The organism is Thiomonas arsenitoxydans, assembly GCF_000253115.1.
Lineage (GTDB): Bacteria > Pseudomonadota > Gammaproteobacteria > Burkholderiales > Burkholderiaceae_C > Thiomonas > Thiomonas arsenitoxydans.
In genome coordinates this window covers 2,174,822-2,200,002 of record NC_014145.1, presented here as the reverse complement: position 1 = coordinate 2,200,002, position 25,181 = coordinate 2,174,822, and the positions used below count along the sequence as shown (strand labels likewise).

The following is a 25,181-nucleotide window of genomic DNA, read 5'->3' as shown; positions in this document are numbered from 1 at the left end:
TGTTAGCATGCGTGAATTCACTGAATTCGCACATGAAACGGCATCCCATTCCAGCTCACTTCCGCTCGCATCATCCGCATCCCTGTGACGGCAATCTGCCTGCAGACCTGAACGCGGTCTTGCGGCAGCGCGTGACCGAAGCCGCCGAGGCGACGCTGGAATTGAGCAGGGGTGAAACTCTGGTGCACAGCGGCATGCCCTTCAAACATCTCTACCTGGTGGTGAGCGGGGGTTTCAAGGCGGTAGAGATTGGCGAAGACGGGCAATCGCAGATTGTCAGCTTTCACTACGCACGCGAACTGATGGGTTTGAGCGGGTTTGCACAGCAACGCTACACGACCGATCTGATCGCGCTGGCGCCCTCGTTGATCTGCGAGTTTTCGATGGCTGCGGTGGAGTCCATCGTTGGCGCAGACCGCAGCTTGCTCAATCATCTGCTGACCTATGCGTCCGAGAGCCTCGCGCGCGCCGAGCATGACCAGTTCAGGCTCGGCAGCATGAGTGCCACGCAAAAAATCGCCAGCTTTCTGCTGCACAGGCAGGAGCAATTGCGTCAAGCCGGGGAAAAGTGCGATCAGTTCGAGTTGCTGATGACCCGAGAAGAACTCGGCAGCTACCTTGGCCTGAGCATGGAAACCATCAGCCGTCTTCTTTCGCACTTGCAAGAGCTGGGTGTGGTGCGGGTGGACAAGCGACTGATCGAGATTCTGAGTGAAGACCCATTGCGCGCCTGGCTGGACGGGGCAGTGACTCTGCCCACATCGTCTTGCCACAAGCCCGCAGCCAAACGTGCCGCGCTCAAGCTGGCTTGATTTCGATCAACCCCTGTTTTATTTGCTCGCTGGTTCGAGCAGGGCGCTCAGGGTGTCGATGTCCCGGCGGTCGAGCTGACCTGCCGCGTTTTTCAGGCGCAGGGTGTTGACCAGTACGTCATAACGTGCCTTGTCGGCCTGACGCTGGGTTTCGTAGAGCTGAGACAGCGCGTTGAGCACGTCGATATTGACCCGCATGCCCACTTTGAACCCGGTTTCATTCGCCTGCAGCGAACTACGGCTGGAGGCAATGGCCGCGTCGAGCGCCTTCACCTGCGCCAGCCCGGATTGCACGCTGAGGTAAGCAGCGCGCGCTTGCTGCGCGGCAGCGAGGCGGGCCGAATCCAGATCGGATTGCGATTTTTCGAGCAGATGCGCCGTCTGTTCGACATCGCTTTGCACCGCATAGCCGGTGAACAACGGCCAGCGCATCTGCACGCCCACGCTGGCGACATTGGCGCGGTTGCTGAAGGGAAACAGCGGACTGCCGCCCGTCGTCGCGTTGTGGTCGAGGCGGGCATAGGCGGAGACGGTGGGCCGATAGCCCGTGTCGGCCTTTTTCGCGCTGAGTTGCGCCAGTTTCACGCCCAATAGCGCCTCATCGACGCCGAGGTTGTGTTCTTCGGCCTTGCGGCTCCACGTGTGCATGTCGCCGAACGGTGCCTGCAGTGCCGTGCTGCTGGGCAGAGGCGCGAGCGTTTGCACGGTGGTGCCCACTAACTGTTGCAGGCTGTTGCGCGTGAGTTGAAGCTGGTTCTCAGCCGCCAGCACTTGTGCGGCGGTGAGATCGACGCGCGCCTGAGCATCGCGCACATCGACAATGGTGCCGTTGCCCGCGTCGAAATTGGCCTGTGCCGATTTGACCTGTTGGGTCACCGCTTTTTGCTGTTCTTCGAGCGAATGCAGGCTGTCTTGCGCGGCGAGCACGTCGAAGTAGCGCGCAGCGATCTGAAGCATCAGATCCTGGTCTTGTTGCACGAATTTCAGGTAGGCGATGCGCGCGGCGACATCCGCCTGTTCAACTCCGAGATGATCGGCGGGTTGATAGAGCGCCTGCGTGGCCACCAGATTGACATCGCGCGAGGTGTAGTTCCACTGGGTGGGCATGCCGAATTTCTGCAGCAGTGGGTTGTCGCTGTTGTCCTGCGCATTGGCGCTCAAATTGGCGCCCGCCACCAGTTGCGGCAACAGCTTCGACCGCGCCAGCGGCACGCCGGACAAGGCGGCTTGATAGTTCGCCTGCGCACTGCGCAGCGCCGGGTTGTGCTGCTGCGCCAACGTGAAGACCTGCGCCAGGGTTTCTGCGCTGGACGTTCCCGCAAAGGCCAAGCCGCCGCCGACCACGCCGCCGATAAAACAGACGACGCGCAGGAGCCGAACGTGACGCAGGCCACGCGCGCAGCGGCGGGCAGAGGGGACAGACGTTGCCATCGGGAATATTGAGGTGTGGAGTGTTGCGGTTGATGCTACGCCCCGCGGCGCAGGCATGATTGATGTAAATCATGGCCACGCGGCAAGCTGGCGCGACAATGAAAAGAAAGCAGGCCGCGCGCCAGTAGCCAGTAACAACCCAGCCTCTACCCAGTCATTCGCATTCCCATGAAAAACAAAAAGCGGCCCTTGATCATTGTGGTATTGCTCCTCGTCGTGCTCGTCGCCGGTGGCGCTTACTGGTGGACCCAGCGGGCGAAACCGGCCTCGAACACGCTCACGCTTTACGGCAACATCGACATTCGGCAGGTGCAGCTCGCGTTCAACGATGCCGGTCGGGTGTCTGAACTTCTGGTGCAGGAAGGTGATGCCGTGCGCAAGGGGCAAGTGGTGGCCCGCATCGACGCGGTGCGCTACCAAGACGCGGTCAACCGTGCGCAGGCGGCATTGCTCGCGCAGCAGAATGTGCTGGCCAAGCTCAAGGCGGGCAGCCGTCCGCAGGAAATTGCCGAGGCGCGTGCCGGGGTGGACGCGGCGCTGGCGGCGCAGGCCAACGCCAAGGCTACTTATGCTCGGCAAAAGACGCTGGTGGAATCGGGCTTCCTGCCCCGGCAAAGTCTGGACAACGTCACCCAGCAGCTCGATACGGCAGCCGCCGGTGTGCAGCGCGCGCGCCAGGCGCTGAGCCTGGCGGTGCAAGGCCCGCGCAAGGAAGACATTGCCGCGGCTGAGGCGATGGTCAAGGCCGATGAATCTGCGCTCGCACTGGCCCAGCGCCAACTGACCGATGCGGTGTTGTATTCGCCCGAGAATGGCGTGGTGGAAAACCGCATTCTGGAGGTGGGCGACATGGCCGCACCGCAAACTCCGGTGATGACCATCGCGGTGAACAACCCGGTCTGGGTGCGCGCCTATGTGCCGGAAACCGAGCTGGGAAAAATCGCTCCGGGCATGCGCGCCGACATTCTGACCGACAGCTTTCCCGGCCAGCCGTTCAAGGGCTGGGTCGGCAATATCTCCCCCACGGCAGAGTTCACGCCCAAGTCAGTTCAGACCACCGAGTTGCGTGCGCAACTGGTGTACCGGGTGCGGGTGTATGCCTGCAATCCCGATCAGAAACTGCGCCTGGGCATGCCGGTTACCGTGCAGGTGCCTCTGTTGAACAACGCGCCGCAATCGGTACCCGAGCATGTCTGCCAACGCTGAGACTTCGGCCCGGTCTGAGCAGGTCGCAGTGCCGTCCGACGCGGCGCTTGAATTCGCGGCGGTGCACAAGCAGTTCAGGCAGGGCAACAGTGTGATCGATGCGCTCAAGGGCGTCGATATGCGCATTCAGCAGGGGCGCATCACCGGCTTGCTCGGGCCGGACGGCGCGGGCAAGACCACGCTGATCCGCCTTGCTGCAGCCTTGCTGCTGCCCAGTTCTGGAGAGGTGCGGGTGCTGGGCTTGGACGTGCGGCAATCGGCCTCGGCCATTCAGCAGATGATCGGCTATATGCCGCAGCGCTTCGGTCTTTATGAAGATCTCACCGTTCAGGAAAACCTCGACCTCTATGCCGATCTGCAGGGCTTGAAAGCCACAGAGCGGCAATCGCGCTTCGACGATTTGCTCAAGCTCACCGCGCTCGGCCCGTTTTCGCATCGACGGGCGGGGGCGCTTTCCGGCGGCATGAAGCAAAAGCTGGGGCTGGCCTGCACCCTGCTGCGCGCGCCGCGGCTGCTGCTGCTCGATGAGCCGACTGTCGGGGTCGATCCCATTTCACGGCGTGAGCTCTGGAGCATCATCAAACTGTTGCGCAGCCAGAATGTCGCCGTGCTGGTGAGCACCGCCTATCTCGACGAGGCCGAGCAGTGCGACGACATCGTGCTGCTGCACGAGGGCAATGTGCTGGCGCATCAGCCGCCCCTGGCTTTTCGTGCGCCCTTGAAAGGCCATGTGTTTGTGGTGCGGCATGCGCAATGGCATCGCCGCACGTTGCAGGAATCGCTGCATGCGCGCGCCGGAGTGACCGATGCGCTGGTGCAGGCCGAAGGGGTGCGGGTGGTGTTGCAGGACACCCAGCCCCTGCAGCAAGCCGGAGAAGACTGGCAGACCGTCGAGCCGCGTTTCGAGGATGCCTTCGTCAGTTTGTTGCACACGGGTCTGCCTGCCCCGCAGACGCAGGCTGCGCCCAAGGTTGAGGCGGCCGTTGCTACTGTCGACATCGCGGCCAAGCCCGATGATGCGGCGTCCACCGTGATCGAAGTGAAAGAGTTGCGCCGCTTTTTCGGGGCGTTTCAGGCGGTCAAGGGCATCAGCTTCAACGTGGGGAAGGGCGAGATTTTCGGTTTGCTCGGTGCCAATGGCGCGGGCAAGAGCACGACTTTTCGCATGCTCTGCGGCCTGTTGCCAGCGTCTTCCGGCACGCTGCGCGTTGCGGGCGCCGATCTGCGCACGGCCAGCGCAGACGCGCGCGAGCGCATCGGCTATGTGTCGCAGAAATTTGCGCTCTACGGCAATCTCACTGCACGGCAGAACCTGAATTTTTTCGCCTCGGCCTATGGCCTGCGCGGCGCACGGCGCAAACAGCGGCTGGCCTGGGCCTTTGATGAGTTCGACCTGAGCGAGTATGCCGATGCCGAGGCCATGGACCTGCCGCTGGGCTACAAGCAGCGGCTGGCGCTGGCTTGCGCGTTGATGCATGAGCCGTCCATTCTGTTTCTCGATGAGCCGACCTCCGGCGTCGATCCGCTGGCGCGGCGCGAGTTCTGGCAGCGCATCAACCATCTGGCCGAATCGGGGGTGACCGTCATGATCACCACCCACTTCATGGACGAGGCCGAGTATTGCGATCATCTGGTGCTGATGTCGCTGGGCGAGATTCTGGCCTTTGGCACGCCCCGTGAGATTCGCGGGCGCATTCGCACCGACGCGCTGCCCGATCCGACGATGGAAGACGCCTTCATCGCCCTGATTCAGTCGCACGAGGCGCAGATTCGCCGCGCGGCATGAGGAGACAGGCCCGATGAACCGGCAACGTCTGCGCGGACTGGTGCGCAAGGAGTTTTTGCAGATCATCCGCGACCCCTCCGCCATCGCCATCGCATTTGTCTTGCCGGTGCTGCTGCTGCTGCTGTTCGGCTACGGCGTGTCGCTCAACGCCCGTGGCGTTCCGTTGGCGGTGGTGGTCGATCAGCCGAGTGCGCAGACCAGCAGTTTTGTCGGCGGGCTGGAGCAATCGGCGTACTTCGCACCGACGACCTACCCCGACATCGCCGCTGCTCGTCATGCGCTGATGACCCGCCAGGTGGACGGCATCGTCTGGCTGCGGGGCGACTTCACCCGGCTGGCGCTCACCGGCCGCTCGGCCCCCGTGGCGGTGTGGATGAACGGCGTGGACGCCAACAACGCCCGCATCATGGAGGGCTATCTGCAAGGCGTCTGGCAAAACTGGCTGCAGCTCGAAGCCGAGCGGCAGGGCAAGCCCTTGCTCCTGCCCGTCAGCGTGCAGGCGCGCATCTGGTTCAACCCGGCGGTGCGCAGCCGCGATTTTCTGGTGCCGGGGCTGATTGCGGTCATCATGACCTTGATCGGCGCCTTGCTCACTGCGCTGGTCATCGCGCGAGAACGCGAGCGCGGCACCATGGAAGCGCTCATGGCCAGCCCGGTGACCATGGCGGAAATCCTGCTGGGCAAACTGATTCCCTATTTCGTGCTCGGCATGGGGGGCATGGCGCTGTCGGTGGCCATGGCGGTGTGGCTGTTCGCCGTGCCGCTGGTCGGCAGTCTGTGGCTGCTGGTGCTGTGCTCGGCGCTGTTCCTGCTGGTGGCGCTGGCGATGGGGCTGCTGATTTCCACCCTGGCCAATAGCCAGTTCGTCGCCGCGCTGGTGGCGGTCATCGTCACCTTCCTGCCGGCCTTCATTCTGTCGGGGTTCATTTTCGACATCGACTCCATGCCGACGGTGGTGCAGTTTCTCACGCATCTGGTCGCCGCGCGCTATTACGTCGCCATTTTGCAGACCGTGTTTTTGGCGGGTAATGTCTGGCCGGTGATTCTGGGCAACAGCGCCGCGCTCATGGTGATGTGGGCGATATTCATGGGCATTGCCTGGCGCAAATCGCACAAGAGACTGGACTGAACTATGTGGGGCCGCGTCGTTGCACTCGTCATCAAGGAACTGCTCATGCTGCTGCGCGACACGGCCAGCCGCACGGTGCTGATCGGCCCACCGCTCATTCAGCTGCTGGTGTTCGGCTATGCCGCCAGCTTCGACCTCAACAACATTCCTTATGCGGTTTACAACGAAGACCCGGGCTACGCCTCGCGCGAACTGATCGCGCGCTTTTCCGGCACGGACACCTTTCGCCAGGTGGCCAACATCACCCACGATGCGCAGATCGCCCCGCTGATCGACAACAAGGATGCGCTGCTGGTGCTGCACATCGGCCCGCACTTCACCCGCGATCTGCTGCGGCATCAACCGGCCAAAGTGCAACTGCTGGTCGATGGCCGAGACTCCAACACCGCATCGCTGGCGCTGAACGATGCCAATAGTGTGCTGTTCGCTTTCAATGAGCAATGGGCTGCGCAACACGGCTGGCGCGGCCCGCCGGCCCGGCTGGAAATTCGCTCCTGGTTCAACCCCAATCTGCTGTCGCGCTGGTTCATTCTTCCGGGCATCGTCGCCTTGCTCACCCTGGTGGTCACCTTGCTGGTCACCGGGCTGTCGGTGGCGCGCGAACGCGAGATGGGTACCTTCGATCAGCTGTTGGTCACGCCCCTGCGTCCGGTGGAAATCCTGCTCGGCAAGGCGTTGCCGGGTTTCATCATCGGCGGGCTGGAGGCCGCTTTCATCGCCATCGTCACCATTCTCTGGTTCGGCGTGCCATTTGTGGGCAGCGTGCTGGCGCTGGGAATCGGGCTGTTTTTTTTCCTGCTCGCCGCCACTGGCATCGGGCTGATGATCTCGTCCATCGCCGTCACGCAGCAGCAGGGTTTGCTGGGCGTGTTCATGTTCCTGGTGCCGTCCATCATTCTTTCCGGCTTTGCCACGCCCATCGCCAATATGCCCGAGGCGGTGCAGTTGCTCACCTATATCAACCCCATGCGGTATTTCCTCATCATCACCCGCGGGGTCTATCTCGAAGGCTATGGCGTGAGCGACCTGCTGCCGCAGTACTGGCCGCTGGCGCTGATCGGCGTCGTCAGCATGGCGTTTGCCGCTTGGCTGTTCCGTCACCGCATGGACTGATGGGGTGATTCCCAAGGAGACGTCATCATGTTGCGCGTGCTGATCATCGAGTGCCTGTTGTTTGCCCTGTTTGGCGCGATAGCGTTTCGCCTGCTGTATGCCTTTATCGCTCGAACCTGGGCCGTGTGGGGCATCAGCCTGCTGCTGATTGCGCTGATCAGCGCACTGACCTCGGGCGTCGTCGATCCGCATTTGGTTCAGGAATTCGGGGGAGACACACTGACCGGGTTTTCTCCGGACATGCTGCTGGCCACGCGCGCCGTGGCGTGGATCGTTGGCTGTGTGCTGGCTTGGCTGGCGTTGCGCCGACGCGCCGCATTGGGCCTGGAACAGCCTGAAAACATGCCGCCGGGCAACGATTAACGACGTTGCATTTTGGAGCGTGTCTGACATTCGCAGTCCTGGCGGCTTTGATGCAAATCAAACGCCATGTTGCGTCGCCGCAATCCAATGCTTTTCATTCTGATGGAGTCTGGAGAATGGAATGGCACTCGAATTTCTAACCCCGCTGACCGCGCTGAGCCACGACGTGGATGTGCTCGTGCTCGGCGCCGGTGGCGCTGGGTATCCAGGGGCCTTTTTTCTCGCCCAGGCCGGGCGGTCGGTGCTGATTGTCGACCCGATCGGCAATCTCGGCGGTGACTGTCTGGCCGAAGGTTGCGTGCCTTCGAAGGCGGTGCGCGAGGCGGCGCTGGTGCGCGGTCTGGCAGACAAATTCGACGGCTTCGGTCTGCGCGGCGGCAAGCCCGCGGTGGACTGGGGCGCGGTGCTGGCGCACAAGGATCGCGTGCAGAACACCCGCTACGCGCAGCATGCGCGCGAGATCGCTGCGGGCGGCGTCGCCTTCGTGCAGGGGCGCGGCGTGATCATCGCGCCGGATCGCGCGCGCATCGATGCTGGCGATGGCAGCGGTTCGCGCGAAGTACGGTTTCGCCAGTTGATACTCGGCACCGGTTCAGCGCCCGCGCGCCTGCCCATACTCGGCGCCGATCTGGCGCTGACTTCGCACGATCTGTTTCGTCTCGGCGCCGATCTGCCGCTGCCGCAACATCTCGTCATCATCGGCGGCGGCTACATCGGGGTGGAGACGGCGTCGATGTTGCAGGCCCTCGGCGCCCAGTGCAGCATTCTCGAATATGCGTCTCAGGTGCTGCCCGGCTTCGACGCCGAGCTGGCGTCTTTTCTGCACGCCAGTCTGTCGCAGCGCGTGCGCATCGAACGCTCCGCGCAGGTGCTGAGCATCGCGCGCGAGGGCGATGGCTATCACGTGAGATACAAGCAAGACGGCGGCGAGCGCAGCATGCAGGGCGACGCCGTGCTCATGGCCACCGGCCGCGTGGCCGTGCTGCCTGAAGGCGTGGAGCACCTCGGTCTGGCGATGGAGCGCGGGCATGTCAAAGTGGACGATACCCTGCGCACGTCCAACCCGCAGGTGTGGGCGCCGGGGGATGTCAATGGACGCAGCATGCTGTTCCACTCCGCCGTGCGGCAAAGCCTGGTGGCCGCGCACTGCATCGCCGCCGGCGGGCAGGCGGTGGATCGCATGCCGTTCCACGCCGTGCCTATGACGGTATTCACCGAGCCCGAACTGGCGCACGCAGGACAGACCGCAGCGCAGGCCGAAGCGGCGCTCGGTGCCGACACCGTGGCCGTGATGCGCTACGACTACGCCGAAGATTCGCGGGCGCAGATCTATGCCGAGACGCAAGGCTTCATCAAACTGGTGTTCAATCGCCAGGACGCCCGCTTGCTGGGCGCGCAGATCGCCGGCATGGACGCCGCGCAACTGATCGCCCCGCTGGCGCTGGCGCTCGAACAAGGGCTCGGCGCAAAGGCCCTGGCCGATACGGTGTTTCCGCATCCCATGCTCAGCGAAGGCATCAACAAGGCCGCACGCGCCTTCAAGTTTTAGGAGCCCACGATGGCCGCAACGACCCCTGCCCAAGCTGAAGCCGAGCCCGTGCAGTCGGGCGACTGGCCAGAGACAGATCCAGGCAAGGGGCTGAGCGCGAGCGAAGCCGCCGCACGGCTGGCCCGTGTTGGGCCCAATGCCATCGCCGAGCAGACGGTGGCGCCGTGGCGGCAACTGCTGGCGAAGTTCTGGGCACCGGTGCCGTGGATGCTCGAAGCCGTCATCGTGCTGCAGGTGCTGCTCGGGCGCGGGCTGGAATCGCTGGTCATCGCCGTGCTGCTGGTGTTCAACGCCGTGGTGGCGTTCGTGCAGGAACAGCGCGCCAAGGATGCGCTGGCGCTGTTGCGCAAGCAGTTGCACGTCAACGCGCGCGTGCGGCGCGACGCGCAGTGGCAGCAGATTGCCGCCGAGCAGCTGGTACCGGGCGATGTGGTGCACATCCGCGCTGGCGATATCGTGCCGGCCGATCTGCGGCTGCTCGATGGCGCCGTGTCACTCGATGAGTCGGCGCTCACCGGCGAATCGCTGCCGGTGGACGCGGGTGCGGGCAAGCCGGCCTACACCGGCGCCATCGTGCGACAGGGCGAGGCCACGGGTGTCGTCACCGCGACCGGCGCACGCACCTTCTTCGGCCACACCGCCGAACTGGTGCGCACCTCCAACGCGCCCAGCCACATGCAAAGCACCATCTTCGCCATCGTCAAACGGCTGGTGGTATTCGACCTCGTGCTCGTGGCCATCGTCATCGGCTTCGCGCTGTGGCATCACCTGCCCTTGCTCGACACGGCAGTGTTCGCGCTCATGCTGCTGGTGGCCTCGGTGCCGGTGGCGCTGCCTGCCACCTACACCCTGGCCACAGCCGTGAGCAGCCAGTTGCTGGCGCACCAGGGCGTGCTGGTCACGCGGCTGCCCGCTGTTGAGGAGGCTGCGGCGATGGACACGCTGGTGTCCGACAAGACCGGCACGCTCACACAAAACAGTCTGCGCTATGCGGGCGCCACGGCGCTCGTGCAGGGCGCGGATGAAAACGCCGTGCTGCGCGCTGCCGCGCTGGCCAGCGACGATGCCACGCAAGACCCGCTCGATCTTGCCCTCCTTGCCCCCGCGCGTGAGCGCAGGCTGCTGGCCGATGCGCCTGTGCGCAGCGCCTTTCACCCCTTCGATCCCGCGACGCGGCGCAGCGAAGGGCTCTACAGCGTGGACGGCCAGCCCTGGCGCGCGATGAAGGGCGCCGCCACGGTCATTGGTCCGCTGTGTCATCTCGACGCTGCGCAGCAGGCTGCGCTAGACGCGGCGGAGAAACAGCTCGCCGCCAGCGGCGCGCGCGTGCTCGCGGTGGCGGCGGGAGCGAATGATGCGCTGCAGTTGCTGGGCGTGGTGGGCTTGTCCGATCCACCCCGGCCAGACGCCGCCGACCTCATCGCCCGGATCAAGCAACTCGGCGTGCGCGTGTGCATGGCCACCGGCGACGCCGAGGAAACCGCCCGCGCCATCGGCGCCCAGCTCGGCCTGGGCACGCGCGTGTGTCACATCCAGCCGGGCGCAGCGCTCGATCCGGCGCAATGCGACCTCTACGCGCGCGTCCTGCCCGAGGACAAGCACCACATCGTCGCCGCGCTGCAAAAAGCCGGACACGTCACCGGCATGACCGGCGATGGCGTCAACGACGCCCCCGCGCTGCGCCAGGCCGAGATGGGCATCGCCGTGGCCAGCGCCACCGATGTGGCCAAGGCCGCAGCCGGGGTAGTGCTCACCGACCCGGGGCTGGGCGGGGTGCTCACCGTGGTGCGCGCCGGGCGGCAGGTGCACCGGCGCATGCTCACCTACACCCTCAACAAGGTGCTGCGCACGCTGGAAATCGTGGTGTTCCTCACTTTCGGCCTGCTGCTGACCGGGCATTTCGTCATCTCGCCGCTGCTCATCGTGCTGATGCTGTTCGCCAACGATTTCGCCACCATGAGCATCGCCACCGACCGTGTCCACCCCTCGGCCCAGCCGCAGCACTGGCAGGTGCGCCGACTCATGGGCGCGTCCATCGTGCTCGCGGTCTTGAGCCTGCTGTTCGCCTGGGGCGTGTATGTCTGGGCGCAGGCGCAGGGGCTGAGCCTGGCGCAGTTGCAGACCGTGGTGTTCCTGATTCTGGTGTTCGGCAATCAGGCTGGCATCTATCTGCTGCGCAGCAACGGCCCGCTATGGTCGCTCGCTCCGTCGCGCTGGATGGCCGCAGCCAGTATCGGGGACGTGATCATCGTTTGTCTGCTGGCGGCTTTCGGCGTGTTGATGGCCGCTTTGCCCGGATTCGTCGTGGGCATGGTTTTACTGGCGACGGTCGTTTTCACCCTATTGCTGGATTTGTTGATCAAGCGAGCCCTGTTCCGCCGCTTTGCCATTGCCTGAAGGAGGTTCCCCATGTCTGACCCCAAGCCCACGCCCGCCAAACCCAATCTCAACGTGCCTTTCTTCTGGCCGCTGCAACTCGCGACCGATATGGCCGAGCAGGGTATGGAGCTAGCAGCGCGTAATGTGAAGTTTCTCGACGAAGAGTTGCTTCTGCATGGGGGCATCAAACCCAAGCTCGCCACCGAGCACACGGTGCGGCTGAAGCTGCGCACCCTCGATCTGTGCGACTACTCCGCGCCCGGCGCCAAAGGCATTCCCACCCTGGTCAATGCGCCCTACGCCGGGCACACCTCGATGATCGCCGACTATCACGAGGGCCAGAGCCTGATGCAGACGTTGAAAAACAGCGGAGTCGGCCCGCTATTGCTCACCGACTGGCACAGCGCCACGCCGGACATGAAAGACCTCGAAGTCGATCAATACCTCGGCGACTTTCTCGCCTGCATCGACGACCTCGGCGGCCGCGTCAACCTCGTCGGCTTGTGTCAGGGCGGCTGGATGGCGGCGATGCTGGCTGCGCGCTTTCCCGACAAGGTCGCCAGCCTGGTGCTGGCGGGCTCGCCGATCGACACCCACGCCGGCCACGGCCCCTTGCTGAAAATGGTCAAGCAAACGCCGATGAGCTTCTATGAAGAACTGGTGGAAAGCGGCGGCGGGCTGATGTTGGGCAAATACATGCTGGCCGGCTGGAAGAACATGCACCCCGAGCAGCACTATGTGCAGGAGCACATCGACCTGTACGAGCACATCGACGATCCGGTCTGGCTGAGCAAGACCGAAGCCTTCGAGCGCTGGTATGAAAACCCGCTGAACCTGCCCGGTCGCTGGTATCTGCAAGTCATCGACCAGCTGTTCAGACGTAACCTGCTGGCCAAAGGCCAGTTCATCGGCCAGGGCCGTGCGCTGCACCTCAAAGACATCACCTGCCCGCTTTATCTGCTTGCGGGCGAGAGCGACGACATTACGCCGCACGAGCAGGTCTTCGCCGCTGAAAGCCTCTGCGGTACACCCGCCAGCCAGATCGAGAAGCGCATCGTGCCTGGCGGACATGTGGGCCTGTTCATGGGCAAGCGCACGCTCGACGAGGCGTGGCCGCAAATCGGCGCGTGGATTAGGACCAAGGGCGTTGACAGAGCCTAGATATCGTCGTCACGAGTTGTGGCATGATGGCGCTGTTTGGCGCTGTTCATACCAACCGCGCTATTGAGATGCCCGAGACGCTTCCTCGACACGATCTATCAGATCGGCACTGGGAATTGCTCGAACCCCACTTGCCTGGACGAGCGGGAGTTTGGGGCGGGGTTGCGCGGGACAACCGCCAATTCATCAACGCCGTGTTCTGGATTCTTCGCACCGGTGCGCCGTGGCGAGACCTGCCGGTTTCGTACGGTGGGTGGAAAAACACCCATCGGCGTTTTTGCCGCTGGCGCGACAAGGGCATTTGGGAGTCGCTCCTGGAGCAGTGCATTGATGAGCCCGATTTCGAGTGGATCATGATCGATGCCAGTCACTGCAAGGTTCATCCGCACGCAGCGGGTGCGCGGGGTGGCAATCAGGCGATGAGCCGCACACAAGGGGGCTCAACACCAAGATACATCTGGCCGTGGATGCGCATGGTCTGCCGCTCCGAGCGGTTATTACAGAAGGTACCCGAGCGGATTGTGCAGAGGCTGAGCGGTTGATGGACGGGTTCAAGATGGACTACCTGCTTGCCGACAAAGGCTACGACAGTGACGCCATCGTGGCGCATGCCCAAGCGCAAGGCGCGCAAGCCGTGATTCCGCCACGCAAGAACCGCAAGCCACCCCGCACGTATGACAAAGCACTCTACAAACTACGTCACCTGGTCGAGAACGCCTTCCTGCATCTCAAGCGGTGGCGGGGCATCGCCACGCGCTACGCGAAAAACGTCGCCTCATTCGTTGCCGCCGTGCAAATTCGCTGCCTTGCCCTCTGGCTGCAAATCTTGTGACGACACTATCTAAACATTCGCTGTGATCACGCGCTGCCGATCAGGATGCCCGTGGCAAAAACCAGCAAGCCGCCGACAACCACTTGCAGCACCGCCAGCCCGAAGGACGCGTCCATGAAGCGCTTGCGGACCCAGGCAATCACGATCAACTCCACGCCGACCACGAGGAAGGCCAGCGTGGTGGCGAGGTGGAAGTTCGGGATCAGGTAGGGCAGGGTGTGGCCCAGGCCGCCCAAAGCGGTCATCAGACCGGTGATGCCGCCGCGTAGCCAAGGGCTGCCACGCCCGGTGAGCGAACCATCGTCTGACATGGCTTCGGCGAAAGCCATGCTGATGCCAGCGCCCAGCGCGGCTGCGAGGCCCACCAGAAAGGTGGCCCAGGTGTCGTGCGTGGCGAAGGCTGCGGCGAACAGCGGCGCCAGGGTAGAGACCGAACCGTCCATCAACCCCGCCAGGCCAGGTTGAACGAAGCGCAGCACAAAGGCGCGGCGCTGGGTTTCGCGTTCGGAGCGTATGGCTTGCGGCGTGATGAACTGGTTGCCGAGCGCTTCGGCTTTCTGCTCGTGCGCAGCCTCAGCGGCGGCGAGATCGCCGAGCAACTGGCGAATGCCGGTATCGGTCGCGTGCCGCGCGGCCTTGGCGTAGAACATGCGCGACTCGGCTTCCATCAACTCGGCCTGGGCGCGAAACTTGTCCAGATCGATCGGCTGTACCAGCCACAACGGCTTGCGCTCGATAAAGCCGCGCACGTCCTGGCGGCGAATGAGCGGAATGCGATCGCCAAATCGTTTGCGGTAGAGATCGAGCAGACGATGCCGGTGGGCATTTTCTTCGGCCGCCATGCCGCGGAACAGCGCGGCCGTGTCGGGATAATCGGCGTTCAACGCCTGCGCGTATTGGCTGTAGATGCGCGCGTCGTCCTCTTCGAGCGAAATGGCCAGGGCGAGCAACTGCTGCTCGTTCAAGCTGGAGAAGTCCAGCGTGGCGGTGTTGCCGGGCATGGAGAACAGCGAGCTCAGGTTCATTTTTGGGGCATTAAAAACAGTGCGATTGCCCCCATTGTCGGCAGGCGCGTGCGGCCGTGCAATGCGCCCCTAAAATGCACTCATCGCGCCAAAACCTGGAGATTCGTGTGGAGCAACCTGTGATTGATGTCGACCTGGATACGCGCGGACTGAACTGCCCGCTGCCCATCCTCAAGGCCAAGAAAGCACTCGCCCAGATGCAAAGCGGCCAGGTGCTGCGCATCGTCTCCACCGACATCGGTTCGGTGAAAGACTTTCAGGCCTTCGCTCGTCAGACCGGCAATGCCCTGGTCGATCAGAAGACCGAGGGCGGCGAATACCACCACCTGCTGCGGCGGCGCTAAAGGTGCCGAACTCACCCGCGAAGGGCGCTTCCCGTATTCGATAGGGCATCTAAGGGCCTCGGTCCGCCCACCGGCCAGGGTGCCGCTACGCCATTTTTACCCTCGCCCCGAGCCCGACTCCTAGGCAAGCTTTAGCTTGCTGCGTGGCCTGCGCACAAATTGTTGATATAGGCGCTGAATTCCGGTCCGGTCTCGGGGTGAGACATGCCCAGTTGCACCGTGGCTTCGAGATAGCCGAGCTTGCTGCCACAGTCGAAACGGCGGCCGCTGTAGCGATAGGCGTACACCGCTTCTTCATGCAGCAGCGCGGAGATGCCGTCGGTGAGCTGAATTTCGCCTCCGGCGCCGGGTTTGCCGTTGCGCAGATGATGAAACACACGGGGGCTGAGGATGTAGCGACCCACGACCGCCTGGGTGCTGGGCGCGACGTCTGGAGCGGGTTTTTCGACGATGCCCGACAGCGAGGTCAGCCCGGGTGTGATTTCCTGCCCGCTGACAATGCCGTAGCGTTTGGTGTGCTCGCGCGGCACTTCTTCGGTGGCGAGGACGCTGCGGCCATGGCGGCTGTGAATCTCGACCATTTGCGCCATGACGGGAGGCTCGCCGACGAGCAAGTCATCGGCGAGGATGACGGCAAACGGCTCGTCGCCCACCAGACGCTCAGCGCAAAGTACCGCCGCGCCTAGGCCGTTGGCCACGGGCTGGCGCACGAACACGCACTGCACGTTGTCGGGTTTGACACTGCGCACCACGTCGAGCATGGCCTGTTTGCCCGCTTCTTCAAGTTGATGCTCCAGTTCGTAGGCGGTGTCGAAATGATCCTCGATGGCGCGCTTGTGGCGGCCGGTGACAAAAATCATTTCGGTGATGCCCGCCGCATAGGCCTCTTCGACCGCATATTGAATGAGCGGCTTGTCGACCACGGGCATCATCTCTTTCGGAGTGGCTTTGGTCGCGGGCAGAAAACGCGTGCCGAGACCGGCAACGGGGAAGACGGCTTTGGTGATGGTCGGGGGCATGGGGAGTATGACGGTGGGGTCGAAAATGAGATCGATACTAACAAGGGAATGATTGATGCTGCGGCGCAGTCATCCACCGGGAATGCGGTGTTGGACTCCACCCGGCAAGAGAACTCAATCACGCCGTCGCGGAACATAGCCCTCGGCCAGAATGCGCGTCCAGACCGCGCGCTTTTCTGCCGGGTTCATCTCCACCCAGCGACCGACCTCCGCCGCAGTGCGCAGACAGCCGCGGCAAACATCGTCGAACCCGGTGGAGCACACGCCGACGCAGGGGGTGTCGGGCTCGCTCGTATCGTCGGGTTGACCCTCTGAAGCGACCGAAGTGCGCGTCATACGGCGGCACCTTGCAAGGCGAGGGTGCCGCTGCGCCCGGCAATGCTGCCCAGGCGGACCGCATGGTGTGGCAATGAGGCCAGGTTCAGCGAGTCGGCATAACTGCGCATCGAGGTGCAATGCAAGCCAGCCGCCTTCCAGCCTTGCAGCAGACGGTCGAACACGGGAGCAAGACGGCCGCCTTCCAGCTCGGCGTGCAGGGTGTAGACATGGTCGCGCCCGTCGGTGCTCAGGCGCAGGAGGTGATCGGCCACGTTGTGTTCATTCAAGCCGTCCACGCCGATCAGCTCGTCAAGCGTCGGCAGGGTGGTTGGCAACTGGGGAACGGAAAGTGTGCGCCCCTGCACCACCGGCAGAAAGGGGTGTGTGCCCCGACCGTCCGAAGCCAGGGTGAAGCCGAGTTCCTGCTCCAGCACATAGGCCGCGTCGTTCATCTGCCAGCCGGCGGCGCCGTGCACTTGCGGGGGGCGGCCGAAGATGTCGCCATAGCGGTTGGCAGCGAGCTGCAGCTGACGGCGGGTCCAGTCGGCATTTTTGCGCACCACGTAGTCTTGCCAGAGGATGTGATCCCAGGTGTGCACGCCGGTTTCATGGCCGGCGCGGTCGGCGTCTCGCATGGGATCTGCGGCGCGTCGGCCGATGTCCGGGCCGGGCAGCAGTGTGCCGTACAGCAAGGTTTTCAGGCCATAGTGGCTGGTCACCGATGTGCGCTGAACCTTGGCGAGGAAGCCGGGGCGAAACACCCGCTTGAGCGCGCGCCCGGTGTGATCTGGCCCGAGGCTGAATAAAAAGGTGGCGCGGAGTTGATGTTTGTCGAGCAGGCGCAGCAGCGCAGGTACGCCTTCGAGCGTGCCCCGCAGGGTATCGACATCGATTTTGAGCGCAAGAATGGGCATGGAATCAGATAGAAACAGGGCGAGCCTTTGAGAGCCACATCGTAGAGGACTTGACCTGACACAGCCTTCGCGCAAAGCGGGTCTGCTTCAATGCTTGCAGACATTGAGAATGCATCTGGAGGAATGGACATGCACGCCTTGTTTTCAACCTGTGATCTGTGCGATGCGCACCGCGACGCCCTGCACACCGATGCGCTGCGGGTGCTGCCGCCGGTTTTCCGCTCCTTCGGCAAGATCAGCCGTTTTCGCGGCAAGATCGCCACGGTGCAGTGTCACGACGACAACGCCCTGGTACGCGCCACCCTGGAGTCGGCCGGCATGGCCCGGGTGCTGGTGGTGGATGGCGCCGCCTCGATGAAGCGCGCGCTCCTGGGCGGCAACCTCGCTGCGCTGGCCAGCCAGAACGGCTGGGCCGGGGTGCTGGTCAATGGTTGCGTGCGCGATGTGCATGAAATTCTGCAGGTGCCCATCGGCGTGCTGGCGCTGGCATCCATGCCCGCTCCGCCGGAAAAGCACGGCAAAGGCAGGGTCGATGCCGTGGTGACGATTCAGGACGTGATCGTGCGCCCCGGCGAATGGCTCTACGCCGATGAAGACGGCGTGATCATCAGCCGCGAGCAGCTCGGGCTGGCGCTCTGAAATCACGGGCGCCGTGGAGCAGCTTCAGGTCAGAATGCGACGGCGGGCCAGGGGCGGATTGGTGTCGAGGTAGGCGCGCAGGCCTTCAAAAATGGCGCGCGCGATCTGCTTGCGATAGGCCGGGGTCTGTAGCCGCGCCTCTTCTTCCGGGTTGCTGATGAAGGCGGTTTCCACCAGCATCGAGGGAATGGTGGGCGACTTCAGCACGGCGAACCCTGCCTGCTGCACTTGCTTGGAATGCAGATGCACCAGCTCTCCCATTTTGCCCAGCGTGGGTCGGGCCATTTTCAGGCTGGCGTTGATTTTGGCGGTGGTGGACATGTCGAGCAGCACCTTGGCCACTTGATAGCTGCGCGAGTTGATGTCGATGCCGCCAATGGCGTCGGCCGCGTTCTCGCGTTGCGCCATTAGCCGCGCCTCCACGCTGGACGCGCCGCCATCGGACAGGCAATACACCGAAGCGCCGCGCGCTTCGGGCGTGAACCAGCCATCGGCATGGATGGAGGTGAACAGGTCGGCATTGGCCGATTGTGCCTTTTCCACCCGCGTCCACAGCGGCACGAAGTAGTCGCTGTCGCGCGTCATCATCACTTGCATATGCGGCGTGCTCATGGCCAGGTCGCGCAGGTGGCGGGCGATGAGCAGCACCACATCCTTCTCGTGCACCCCGCTGGGGCCCGTGGCGCCAGGGTCTTCGCCGCCATGACCGGGGTCGATCGCCAGCAGCACGCTGCGAAAGTTGCGGCGGTCGCGGCGCACGGGGTCGGGGCGTTGCGCCGGGGGCGGCGTATCGGCGCGGGCGAACTGCTGCGGTTGCCCGGCTTGCGGGCTGTCGAGTTCACTGCGGTGCTGGCGGATCCAGTCGCCAAGCGAATCGGACTGTTGCGGCTGGGCCTGAGCGAGGGTTTGCGGCGGCGTATTGGAACCGGCGCCGAGCTGGCGTTCGCGGTCGAGCGCTTCTTGCTGCTGCATGAATGCCATCAGCCGGTCACTTGAATGGGCGGGATAAAGATCGAAGACCAGCCGGTTTTGATAGGCCGCAACCGGCAGCAGGCTGAAGACCTGCGGCTTGACCGCCTGCTTCAAATCGATGACCATGCGCACCACGTCGGGCTTGAACTGGCCCACGCGCACGTCTTTGATGAAGGGATCGTCCGCCTTCACTTTGCCAGCCAGATCGCGCAACTGGTTGTCGAGCTGCAGGCCCTGAATGTCCACCACGAGTCGCGGCGGATCGCTCAAGACCTGGTGGGTTGCGCTCAGGGGGCCGTCCGACTCCAGCGTCAGCCGGGTGTATTCGGGCGCCGGCCAGACGCGGATGGACATCAAGGTAGCGCCCCGCGCAATCATGGGGGCCGTCAGCAGCAGCACGAGGCTGGACGATTGCACGAGAAAACGCCGACGCGGTGGGGTCATCATGTTCAGGCTCCTGCTCAAAAACCGGGGGAGCAGCAGCCCACCCACGGCATCAACCGGACTTCAAACCCTCCGGCAAGGCGCGAAACAAACGCTGTCCCAGTTCAGTCCCGGCTTGCAACGTGCACTGGCGCTGCTCTCCCATCGGTTCGAGGTGCACGCTCAAGTCGGCAGCGGGCAACAAACCCTGCGCGCGCTGCGGCCACTCGACCAGACTGACCCCCGGCCCGCCCACGACATCGCGCAGTCCAGAATCGTCCCACTCTTGCGGGTCTGAAAAGCGATAAAGATCAATGTGATAGGCCGAGGTCCGAAGAGTTCCCTTGAATTGTAGGTCCGGAATGCCGAGGGTGTACTCTTCCAGCAGGCTGAAACTGGGACTTTTGATGCGCCCCTGTACGCCCAGTGCACGTAAAAAAGCGCGTGCAAAGGTGGTTTTCCCTGCGCCGAGATCGCCGTCGAGGGTGATCAGCAGGCGGGGCGCCGGGTGTTGCGCCCACGCCAAAGCCAGGGCTTGCGCCAGCGCTTCGGTGTCGTGTTCATTGGCAAGCAGCAGGGGCAGGGCGGCAGGGGGCATGGGAGATTTCTAGAATGGCGCGGATGGAGCAACTCAGCACATCGCCCGAGCGTCTGCGCGCGCTGGCGCAAGACATCAAACAGCAGGGGCGTGCGCTGGGATTTTCGCAAATCGGCATCACCGGGGTCGATCTGCGCTCGGCCGAGGCGCCCCTGCTCGACTGGCTGGCCGCTGGACATCACGGCAGCATGGACTACATGCAGCGACACGGCCTCAAGCGCGCCCGCCCCGCGGAACTGGTGCCCGGCACGCTGCGCGTCATCACCGCTCGCCTGGACTATCTCCCGCGCGCAAGCCCGGCCGACTGGCGCGATGCGGAATGGCAAAGGCTGGCGCAACCCGAAGCGGCCACGATCTCCGTCTATGCCCGAGGACGCGACTATCACAAGGTGCTCAGGCGCAAGCTGCAACAACTGGCCGATTACATCGCCGCCCAGATCGACCCGGGCGTCGTGCGCGTGTTCACCGACTCCGCCCCCGTGCTGGAAGTGGAGCTGGCGGCACGCGCCGGGCTCGGCTGGCGCGGCAAACACACCCTGCTGCTGCAGCGCGATAGCGGATCGATGTTTTTTCTGGGAGAAATATTCATCGGTCTGCCCCTCCCGGTGGACGCCCCCGCGAGCGCCCACTGCGGCACCTGCCGCAAATGCATCGTGATCTGCCCAACGCAGGCCATTCTTGGCCCAGAACAACTCGACGCGCGGCGCTGCATTTCCTACCTGACCATCGAACACGCAGGGCCGATTCCCCTGGAACTGCGTCCGCTGATCGGCAACCGCATCTACGGATGCGACGACTGCCAGCTGATCTGCCCCTGGAATCGTTATGCCCAGCGCAGCTCCTTGCCCGATTTCGATCCCCGCCACGGTTTTGACCAGGCCCAGCTGCTCGACCTGTGGAATTGGAGCGAAGCGCAGTTCGAGCAGCGCACCGAGGGCAGCCCGATTCGCCGCATCGGCTTCGAGCGCTGGCAGCGCAACCTCGCCGTTGCCTTGGGCAACGGCCTTCGAGGCAATCACGAGACGGCCTGGCGCCAGGCAGCTATCCAAGCACTGCACAGCGCACTCCCGCATGCCAGAGCGCTGCTGCAAGAGCATGTCCGCTGGGCTTTGGCCCAGGCTGAAACCGACCCGAGGGAAATCACCCGGTAGAATGGCGAGCTTCGTCGGGGCGTAGCGCAGTCTGGTAGCGCATCTGCTTTGGGAGCAGAGGGTCGGAGGTTCGAATCCTCTCGCCCCGACCAAATAACATCAAGTAAATCAATGAATTACAGAACAAGCCCGCACTGATACTGTGGGCTTTTTTTCGTCTTTGGGACATCAATTTGTCCCCGTATTGTCCCTGGAGTGTCCCAAGAATCCCCCCGTTTTTTGTCCCCGGAATGTCCCAAGGGTGCCAAAAAGCGGCAAGCGCCCCAGGGCATGAGTTGCCTCAACAAGTTCTGTAGTCCCTGATTTCCCGGAGATTCGCCTGGCCAGCCATGCGCTCTGCCGGGCTTTTTCATGTTGTGCCGCCCCTGCGCATATCCCTGTATACAGACTTTCGGGGATTGCCATGCCGCACCCACAGCACACCACCACGCCTCTCCTGCTCGACATTCGTGCCGCCGCTGACTTGCTCGGGTTTTCCTACAGCACCATTCGGCACTGGACGTACCGCAGCAAGCAACCACCCGCGCACTGGCCTCAGCCCGTCAAGATCAACACCTCGCTGCGCTACCGCGTCGCCGATCTGGAGAACTGGGTCGCCCGCATCGGGCAACCGGATCACGCCACAGGCGAAGGCGCGGCAACGCCTATCACCCTGCCGCAGCCAGCGCGCCGGGGGCGACCGCGCAAGGGCCACAGCCTGCAGGAGCTTTGACATGGCGCCCCTGCGCACGCCGCAGGCCGCCCGTGTCCGTCTATCTGCAGTGCTCCAGCAAGCGCTGGGCGCGCATGACCAGTGGTTGTTCGATCTGCAAGTCTGGCAAGACAGGGCGCAGGCGGCGCGTCGTGCCCGCACGTCGTTCAATGCGCCCAAGCCACGCGTCCCGCCGCCGCTCCTGATCCAGGCCAGCACTGGGCTGGGCAAGTCCTACCAGATCGCGCAGATCGCAGCACAACGCCAGACGCCCCTGCTGTTCCTGACTGCCACCAAAGACTTGCGGGACGCATTCGTTGCCGCCGTGGGCCAGGCAGGCGGACAGGCGCAAGCCTACTCGGGCCGCGCCCACGCCCCCGGACAGCCGCATCACTGCCAGCGTATCGAGGACGGGCGCAGTCTGGCTGCGTACAAGTGCAGGCGCGAGCGCAGGGCCGAGTCGCTGTCCAGGGATGCGAGTTCACCCAGGAGCTGACCGGCGGTGGTGAAGCGCACGGTGTAGCCGTGCAGCACGGCCTGATGGGCGATGTTCTGGGCGATGGTGGTCTTTCCCAGCCCGGAGGGGCCGACCAGGATGGCGTTGCCGGCCTCGCGCAGGAAGGACAGCTCCATGAGTTCGGCGATGGCGCCCTGGTCGCACTGCTGGGGCCAGCCCCAGTCGAAGTCGGCCAGGGGTTTGAAGCGCCCGATGTGGGCGCAGCGCAGGCGCCGCTCCAGGGAGCGGCGGGCGCGCTCGGCCTCCTCCCAGTCCAGCAAGGACGGCAGCCAGGGCTGCCCGGCGCAGTCGTTCCAGTGCGCCAGCAGCCCGTGCAGTTGCAAGGCGGCGGCACGTTGGCGCAGGGGGTCAGGATGGGTCATCCTCAGGCTCGGTGAGGTGGTCGTAGACGGCCAGGCTGGGGTGGCACACCGCCACGTCGCGCTGCTGGATGTGCTCAGGTAGCGGCACGGCTACGGGCGGTGGATCGTGGCGCTGCAGGCGGCGGCGATCCAACGCCAGGCGCACCGCCGAGACGTGGGGAACGCCGCGCCCCAAGGCGTCGAGCGCGGCGCGCTGCAGTTCGGCGGCGCCATACGGGTCGAGCAACTCGCCCAGGGCGCGGGCCATGCGCCCGAGCGGCTCGCCGCGTTCGGCGGCCTGACGCAGCAGATCGCGGCAGGCGGGCGCGGCGCTCACCAGGCGATCGGTGTCGCGATGGGCGTGCGCGGCGCGTTTGGAGTCGACCAAGTCCTGCACATGCTGTTTGACTTCGATGACCTCGCCGCGGTACCAGCTGCGCGCATGGGTGGCCACGACGCGCTGCGCGTCGAGGATGCGCACCAGGCGCTCGCAGGCCACCACGCTCAGGGTGCGCTGCACCTCGGTGGCCGGCACCGAGTCGTCGTTGAGGTCGAAGCGCACGTAGGGGGACTTGCCCACGCTGACCGCCTTGACCTCTTCGCAGACAAACGGCGTCGCGGGCAGGCTCAGCAGATGGTCGCGCTCGCGCTCGAAGGCCTGGCCCACGCGCAAGGAGGCGTCCTCCGGGCAGGCGCGTTCGCCCGCGTCTGCCATGCACCAGGCGGCGGCCTGGGCGTTGAGGTCGTCCAGGTCGGCGAACTGGCGCCCGGCGAAGAAGGCGTCGCGGATATAGCGGATGCTGCGCTCGACCCGCCCCTTCTCGTTGCCGCGAGCTGGCGCCACCGGGCGCGGCTCGTAGCGGTAATGCCCGGCCAGGGCCAGAAGCGTGGGGTGCAAGCGGATGGCATCCCCGCGGCGCTCGAGCACGGCCGACTTCAGGTTGTCGTACAGGGCGACCCGGGCGGCGCCGCCCCAGGCTTCGAAGGCGGCGACGTGGCCGAGCAGGAAGCTCTCCATGCGCGCGTCGAGGAAGAAACGCAGGAAGATCTGGCGCGACCACGACAGCACCATGACGAAGCCCATGAGGGGGCGGCGCGCGCGGCCGATCTGCAGATGCCCGAAGTGCGCCCAGTCGACTTGGGCCTGCTCCCCTGCAACGTGCGCAGGCGCAGATAGGCTTGGGCAGCCCGGCGCGGGCGGTGGCGCGCGATGAGGTGGCGGAAGTGGTCCGGGCGCCCGCCATAGCCGCGCTCACGCACCATGGCGTACAGCCGCGCGGCCGTGAGCGAGGGGAACTGCTTGAGCGTCTGGCCGATGAAGGGCAGATAGGGCTCGATGGCCGAGGGGCGGTGCAAGACGCCCGGCACGGCAGGCAGGCCGGCCTGGGCCAGCACCCGGGCGACGGTGTCGCGGTGCACATGCAATTGCGCGGCAATGGTGCCGATGCGCCAGCGCTCGGCGTGGTAGTAGCGCAGGATCTGCGCCTCGATCTCAGGGGGCGTGGCCATGTTGCGGATTCCAGTTCGGGCGACGACGGATGCGGCGGCGCAGGAAGTCCTGTCGCACGAACTCCGAGGCCAGGGCCTGCCGGCAAAACAGGCAGTGCCACGGGGGCGCCGAACATCGTGTCGTCGCCTCCGACACCGCCAGTGGAGCAGGCGCCTGCGTGGGTGGGGAACCCTGATGCGTCACTTTGTGTTGACGCGCCCTCCAGAGCCGCTGCCGCTGCGCGTGCGCGTGCCGCCCCCGCAGCGACGCCTGGTAACGCCGCCCAGCCGCACGCAAAGACTGGCGGCGCGCCTGTTGCGCGCAGCCATCGGCGCAATACCGGTTGCCGCGGTCGCAGCGGCTGCAGATCAGCACGGCGCAGCGGCAGTGCGCACAGAGATAGCGGCGGGCTGGAACGTCCATCGGCAGCGGGGCCGATGACTGAAAACCTGATATCGACAGGCGTCACCGCGTCGTGCCAAACTCCGCGTGCGACGTCGCCTCATCGGCACGGGGCGCGGCACCGGGTCAAACTGCCAGGTCTGTACGGTGCCGCGCCTGCTTCTCCAGCAGGCCAGCGCCGTTTCTACAGCAAAGCCACCGCGCGGGCCAGCCCCAGGACCGTCACAGATCCCACACCCCTCGAACACATACCCCCGCAGTCGCGCGCGCCGGGGGCGTCTTCAGTCGCCCTCCGGGCTCCTTGCGACGCCCCCGGCGGTCCCTCGACGAACGACGGCCCCGACCACCTCAGGCCACGGGGTGACCACGCTGCTCTGACTCTCGCCGCCAGATTTCTACGGAATCCGACCGCCATTCACAACTGGATCGCAGAAAGCGCCCACGCCATACATTCCCGGCGATGAAAATGCTCTAGGCAGACCCTCTCTCCGCCAGAATAAAATCCCACGTGATTGATTCACTTAGTATTTTTCTTTTTTCTGGCGATCGGGCACAAAAAAACCGCCGGTTAGGGCGG

The 25,181-nt window shown here is 64.5% G+C and carries 23 protein-coding genes, 1 tRNA gene and 1 pseudogene; 15 read left to right on the top strand and 10 right to left on the bottom strand.

Translation table 11 applies throughout. From position 1 onward, the window contains the following. The first annotated feature begins 32 nt into the window (after window positions 1–32). A complete protein-coding gene (locus THI_RS10300) occupies window positions 33–812 on the top strand; it encodes a Crp/Fnr family transcriptional regulator (RefSeq protein ID WP_041608983.1) in 780 nt (259 codons plus the stop codon). Between the two features lie 18 nt (window positions 813–830). On the opposite strand, the gene THI_RS10295 is transcribed toward THI_RS10300, so the two are convergent. After that, a complete protein-coding gene (locus THI_RS10295; protein WP_050985942.1) occupies window positions 831–2,243 on the bottom strand; it encodes a TolC family outer membrane protein in 1,413 nt (470 codons plus the stop codon). Window positions 2,244–2,411: 168 nt separating this feature from the next. Here THI_RS10295 and THI_RS10290 point away from each other — a divergent pair, with 168 nt between their 5' ends. The 9 genes from THI_RS10290 (at window position 2,412) to THI_RS18460 (ending at window position 13,761) form a co-directional block, all read left to right on the top strand. Continuing rightward, window positions 2,412–3,449: an HlyD family secretion protein gene (locus THI_RS10290; protein ID WP_013106191.1), complete on the top strand. Its 1,038-nt coding sequence runs from the start codon at window positions 2,412–2,414 to the stop codon at window positions 3,447–3,449. Next, entirely contained in the window at window positions 3,433–5,235 is a 1,803-nt protein-coding gene (locus tag THI_RS10285; protein WP_050985941.1) for an ATP-binding cassette domain-containing protein, read from the top strand. The genes THI_RS10290 and THI_RS10285 overlap by 17 nt, the downstream gene beginning before the upstream one ends. A 13-nt stretch (window positions 5,236–5,248) precedes the next feature. Further along, window positions 5,249–6,364: an ABC transporter permease gene (locus tag THI_RS10280; protein WP_013106189.1), complete on the top strand. Its 1,116-nt coding sequence runs from the start codon at window positions 5,249–5,251 to the stop codon at window positions 6,362–6,364. Between the two features lie 3 nt (window positions 6,365–6,367). Next, complete coding sequence (locus tag THI_RS10275; protein WP_013106188.1) at window positions 6,368–7,477, top strand: ABC transporter permease; 1,110 nt, start codon at window positions 6,368–6,370, stop codon at window positions 7,475–7,477. Between the two features lie 27 nt (window positions 7,478–7,504). Beyond that, window positions 7,505–7,840, top strand: coding sequence for a hypothetical protein (locus THI_RS10270; protein WP_013106187.1), 336 nt, complete (start codon window positions 7,505–7,507; stop codon window positions 7,838–7,840). Window positions 7,841–7,961: 121 nt separating this feature from the next. Then, on the top strand, window positions 7,962–9,389 hold the full coding sequence (locus THI_RS10265) for a dihydrolipoyl dehydrogenase (RefSeq protein WP_013106186.1): 1,428 nt from the start codon (window positions 7,962–7,964) through the stop codon (window positions 9,387–9,389). A 9-nt stretch (window positions 9,390–9,398) separates the two neighbouring features. Next, entirely contained in the window at window positions 9,399–11,786 is a 2,388-nt protein-coding gene (locus tag THI_RS10260; RefSeq protein ID WP_013106185.1) for a plasma-membrane proton-efflux P-type ATPase, read from the top strand. Window positions 11,787–11,798: 12 nt separating this feature from the next. Beyond that, entirely contained in the window at window positions 11,799–12,929 is a 1,131-nt protein-coding gene (locus THI_RS10255) for an alpha/beta fold hydrolase (RefSeq protein WP_013106184.1), read from the top strand. 68 nt (window positions 12,930–12,997) lie between these two features. Further along, window positions 12,998–13,761 (top strand): IS5-like element ISThsp6 family transposase gene (locus THI_RS18460; RefSeq protein WP_197535449.1). Its coding sequence is split into 2 segments (ribosomal slippage): window positions 12,998–13,370 and window positions 13,370–13,761, totalling 765 coding nucleotides; the frame shifts between segments, so codons are not numbered across the junction. A gap of 26 nt (window positions 13,762–13,787) precedes the next feature. Here THI_RS18460 and mbfA read toward each other — a convergent pair. Further along, window positions 13,788–14,786: an iron exporter MbfA gene (gene mbfA, locus THI_RS10240; RefSeq protein ID WP_013106182.1), complete on the bottom strand. Its 999-nt coding sequence runs from the start codon at window positions 14,784–14,786 to the stop codon at window positions 13,788–13,790. Between the two features lie 74 nt (window positions 14,787–14,860). Between mbfA and THI_RS10235 the strand changes: the two genes are divergently transcribed. Then, entirely contained in the window at window positions 14,861–15,130 is a 270-nt protein-coding gene (locus tag THI_RS10235; RefSeq protein WP_050985940.1) for a sulfurtransferase TusA family protein, read from the top strand. Window positions 15,131–15,261: 131 nt separating this feature from the next. Here THI_RS10235 and galU read toward each other — a convergent pair whose 3' ends face one another. From galU to THI_RS10220, 3 genes are all read right to left on the bottom strand, one after another. Next, entirely contained in the window at window positions 15,262–16,149 is an 888-nt protein-coding gene (gene galU / locus THI_RS10230; protein WP_013106180.1) for a UTP--glucose-1-phosphate uridylyltransferase GalU, read from the bottom strand. A 114-nt stretch (window positions 16,150–16,263) separates the two neighbouring features. Further along, a complete protein-coding gene (locus THI_RS10225; RefSeq protein ID WP_041608982.1) occupies window positions 16,264–16,485 on the bottom strand; it encodes a DUF1289 domain-containing protein in 222 nt (73 codons plus the stop codon). Next, a complete protein-coding gene (locus tag THI_RS10220) occupies window positions 16,482–17,381 on the bottom strand; it encodes a polysaccharide deacetylase family protein (protein ID WP_013106179.1) in 900 nt (299 codons plus the stop codon). Before THI_RS10220 ends, THI_RS10225 begins: the two co-directional genes overlap by 4 nt. Window positions 17,382–17,510: 129 nt before the next feature. Between THI_RS10220 and rraA the strand changes: the two genes are divergently transcribed. Further along, window positions 17,511–18,020 (top strand): ribonuclease E activity regulator RraA, encoded by a 510-nt coding sequence (gene rraA / locus THI_RS10215; RefSeq protein WP_013106178.1) that lies wholly within the window; start codon window positions 17,511–17,513, stop codon window positions 18,018–18,020. A 24-nt stretch (window positions 18,021–18,044) separates the two neighbouring features. On the opposite strand, the gene THI_RS10210 is transcribed toward rraA, so the two are convergent. Continuing rightward, window positions 18,045–19,439, bottom strand: coding sequence for an N-acetylmuramoyl-L-alanine amidase (locus THI_RS10210; RefSeq protein ID WP_013106177.1), 1,395 nt, complete (start codon window positions 19,437–19,439; stop codon window positions 18,045–18,047). 49 nt (window positions 19,440–19,488) lie between these two features. After that, entirely contained in the window at window positions 19,489–20,013 is a 525-nt protein-coding gene (tsaE, locus tag THI_RS10205) for a tRNA (adenosine(37)-N6)-threonylcarbamoyltransferase complex ATPase subunit type 1 TsaE (protein ID WP_013106176.1), read from the bottom strand. A gap of 23 nt (window positions 20,014–20,036) precedes the next feature. Here tsaE and queG point away from each other — a divergent pair, with 23 nt between their 5' ends. The 3 genes from queG (at window position 20,037) to THI_RS10190 (ending at window position 21,876) form a co-directional block, all read left to right on the top strand. After that, window positions 20,037–21,164, top strand: a complete 1,128-nt coding sequence (gene queG, locus THI_RS10200) for a tRNA epoxyqueuosine(34) reductase QueG (protein WP_013106175.1) — start codon at window positions 20,037–20,039, stop codon at window positions 21,162–21,164. Window positions 21,165–21,179: 15 nt separating this feature from the next. After that, window positions 21,180–21,256 (top strand) — tRNA-Pro (locus tag THI_RS10195). A gap of 311 nt (window positions 21,257–21,567) precedes the next feature. Continuing rightward, the gene (locus THI_RS10190; RefSeq protein ID WP_013106174.1) at window positions 21,568–21,876 is read left to right on the top strand and encodes a helix-turn-helix transcriptional regulator; all 309 of its coding nucleotides are present in this window, start codon (window positions 21,568–21,570) and stop codon (window positions 21,874–21,876) included. Window positions 21,877–21,916: 40 nt separating this feature from the next. Here THI_RS10190 and THI_RS10185 read toward each other — a convergent pair whose 3' ends face one another. The 3 genes and pseudogenes from THI_RS10185 to THI_RS10175 form a co-directional block, all read right to left on the bottom strand. Further along, on the bottom strand, window positions 21,917–22,246 hold the full coding sequence (locus THI_RS10185; protein ID WP_041608981.1) for a hypothetical protein: 330 nt from the start codon (window positions 22,244–22,246) through the stop codon (window positions 21,917–21,919). A gap of 32 nt (window positions 22,247–22,278) precedes the next feature. Further along, window positions 22,279–22,734, bottom strand: a pseudogene (locus THI_RS10180) (ATP-binding protein); the annotation flags it as partial. Further along, entirely contained in the window at window positions 22,721–23,821 is a 1,101-nt protein-coding gene (locus THI_RS10175; protein ID WP_231836513.1) for a Mu transposase domain-containing protein, read from the bottom strand. The pseudogene THI_RS10180 and the gene THI_RS10175, both read right to left, overlap by 14 nt. Window positions 23,822–25,181: the final 1,360 nt, after the last annotated feature.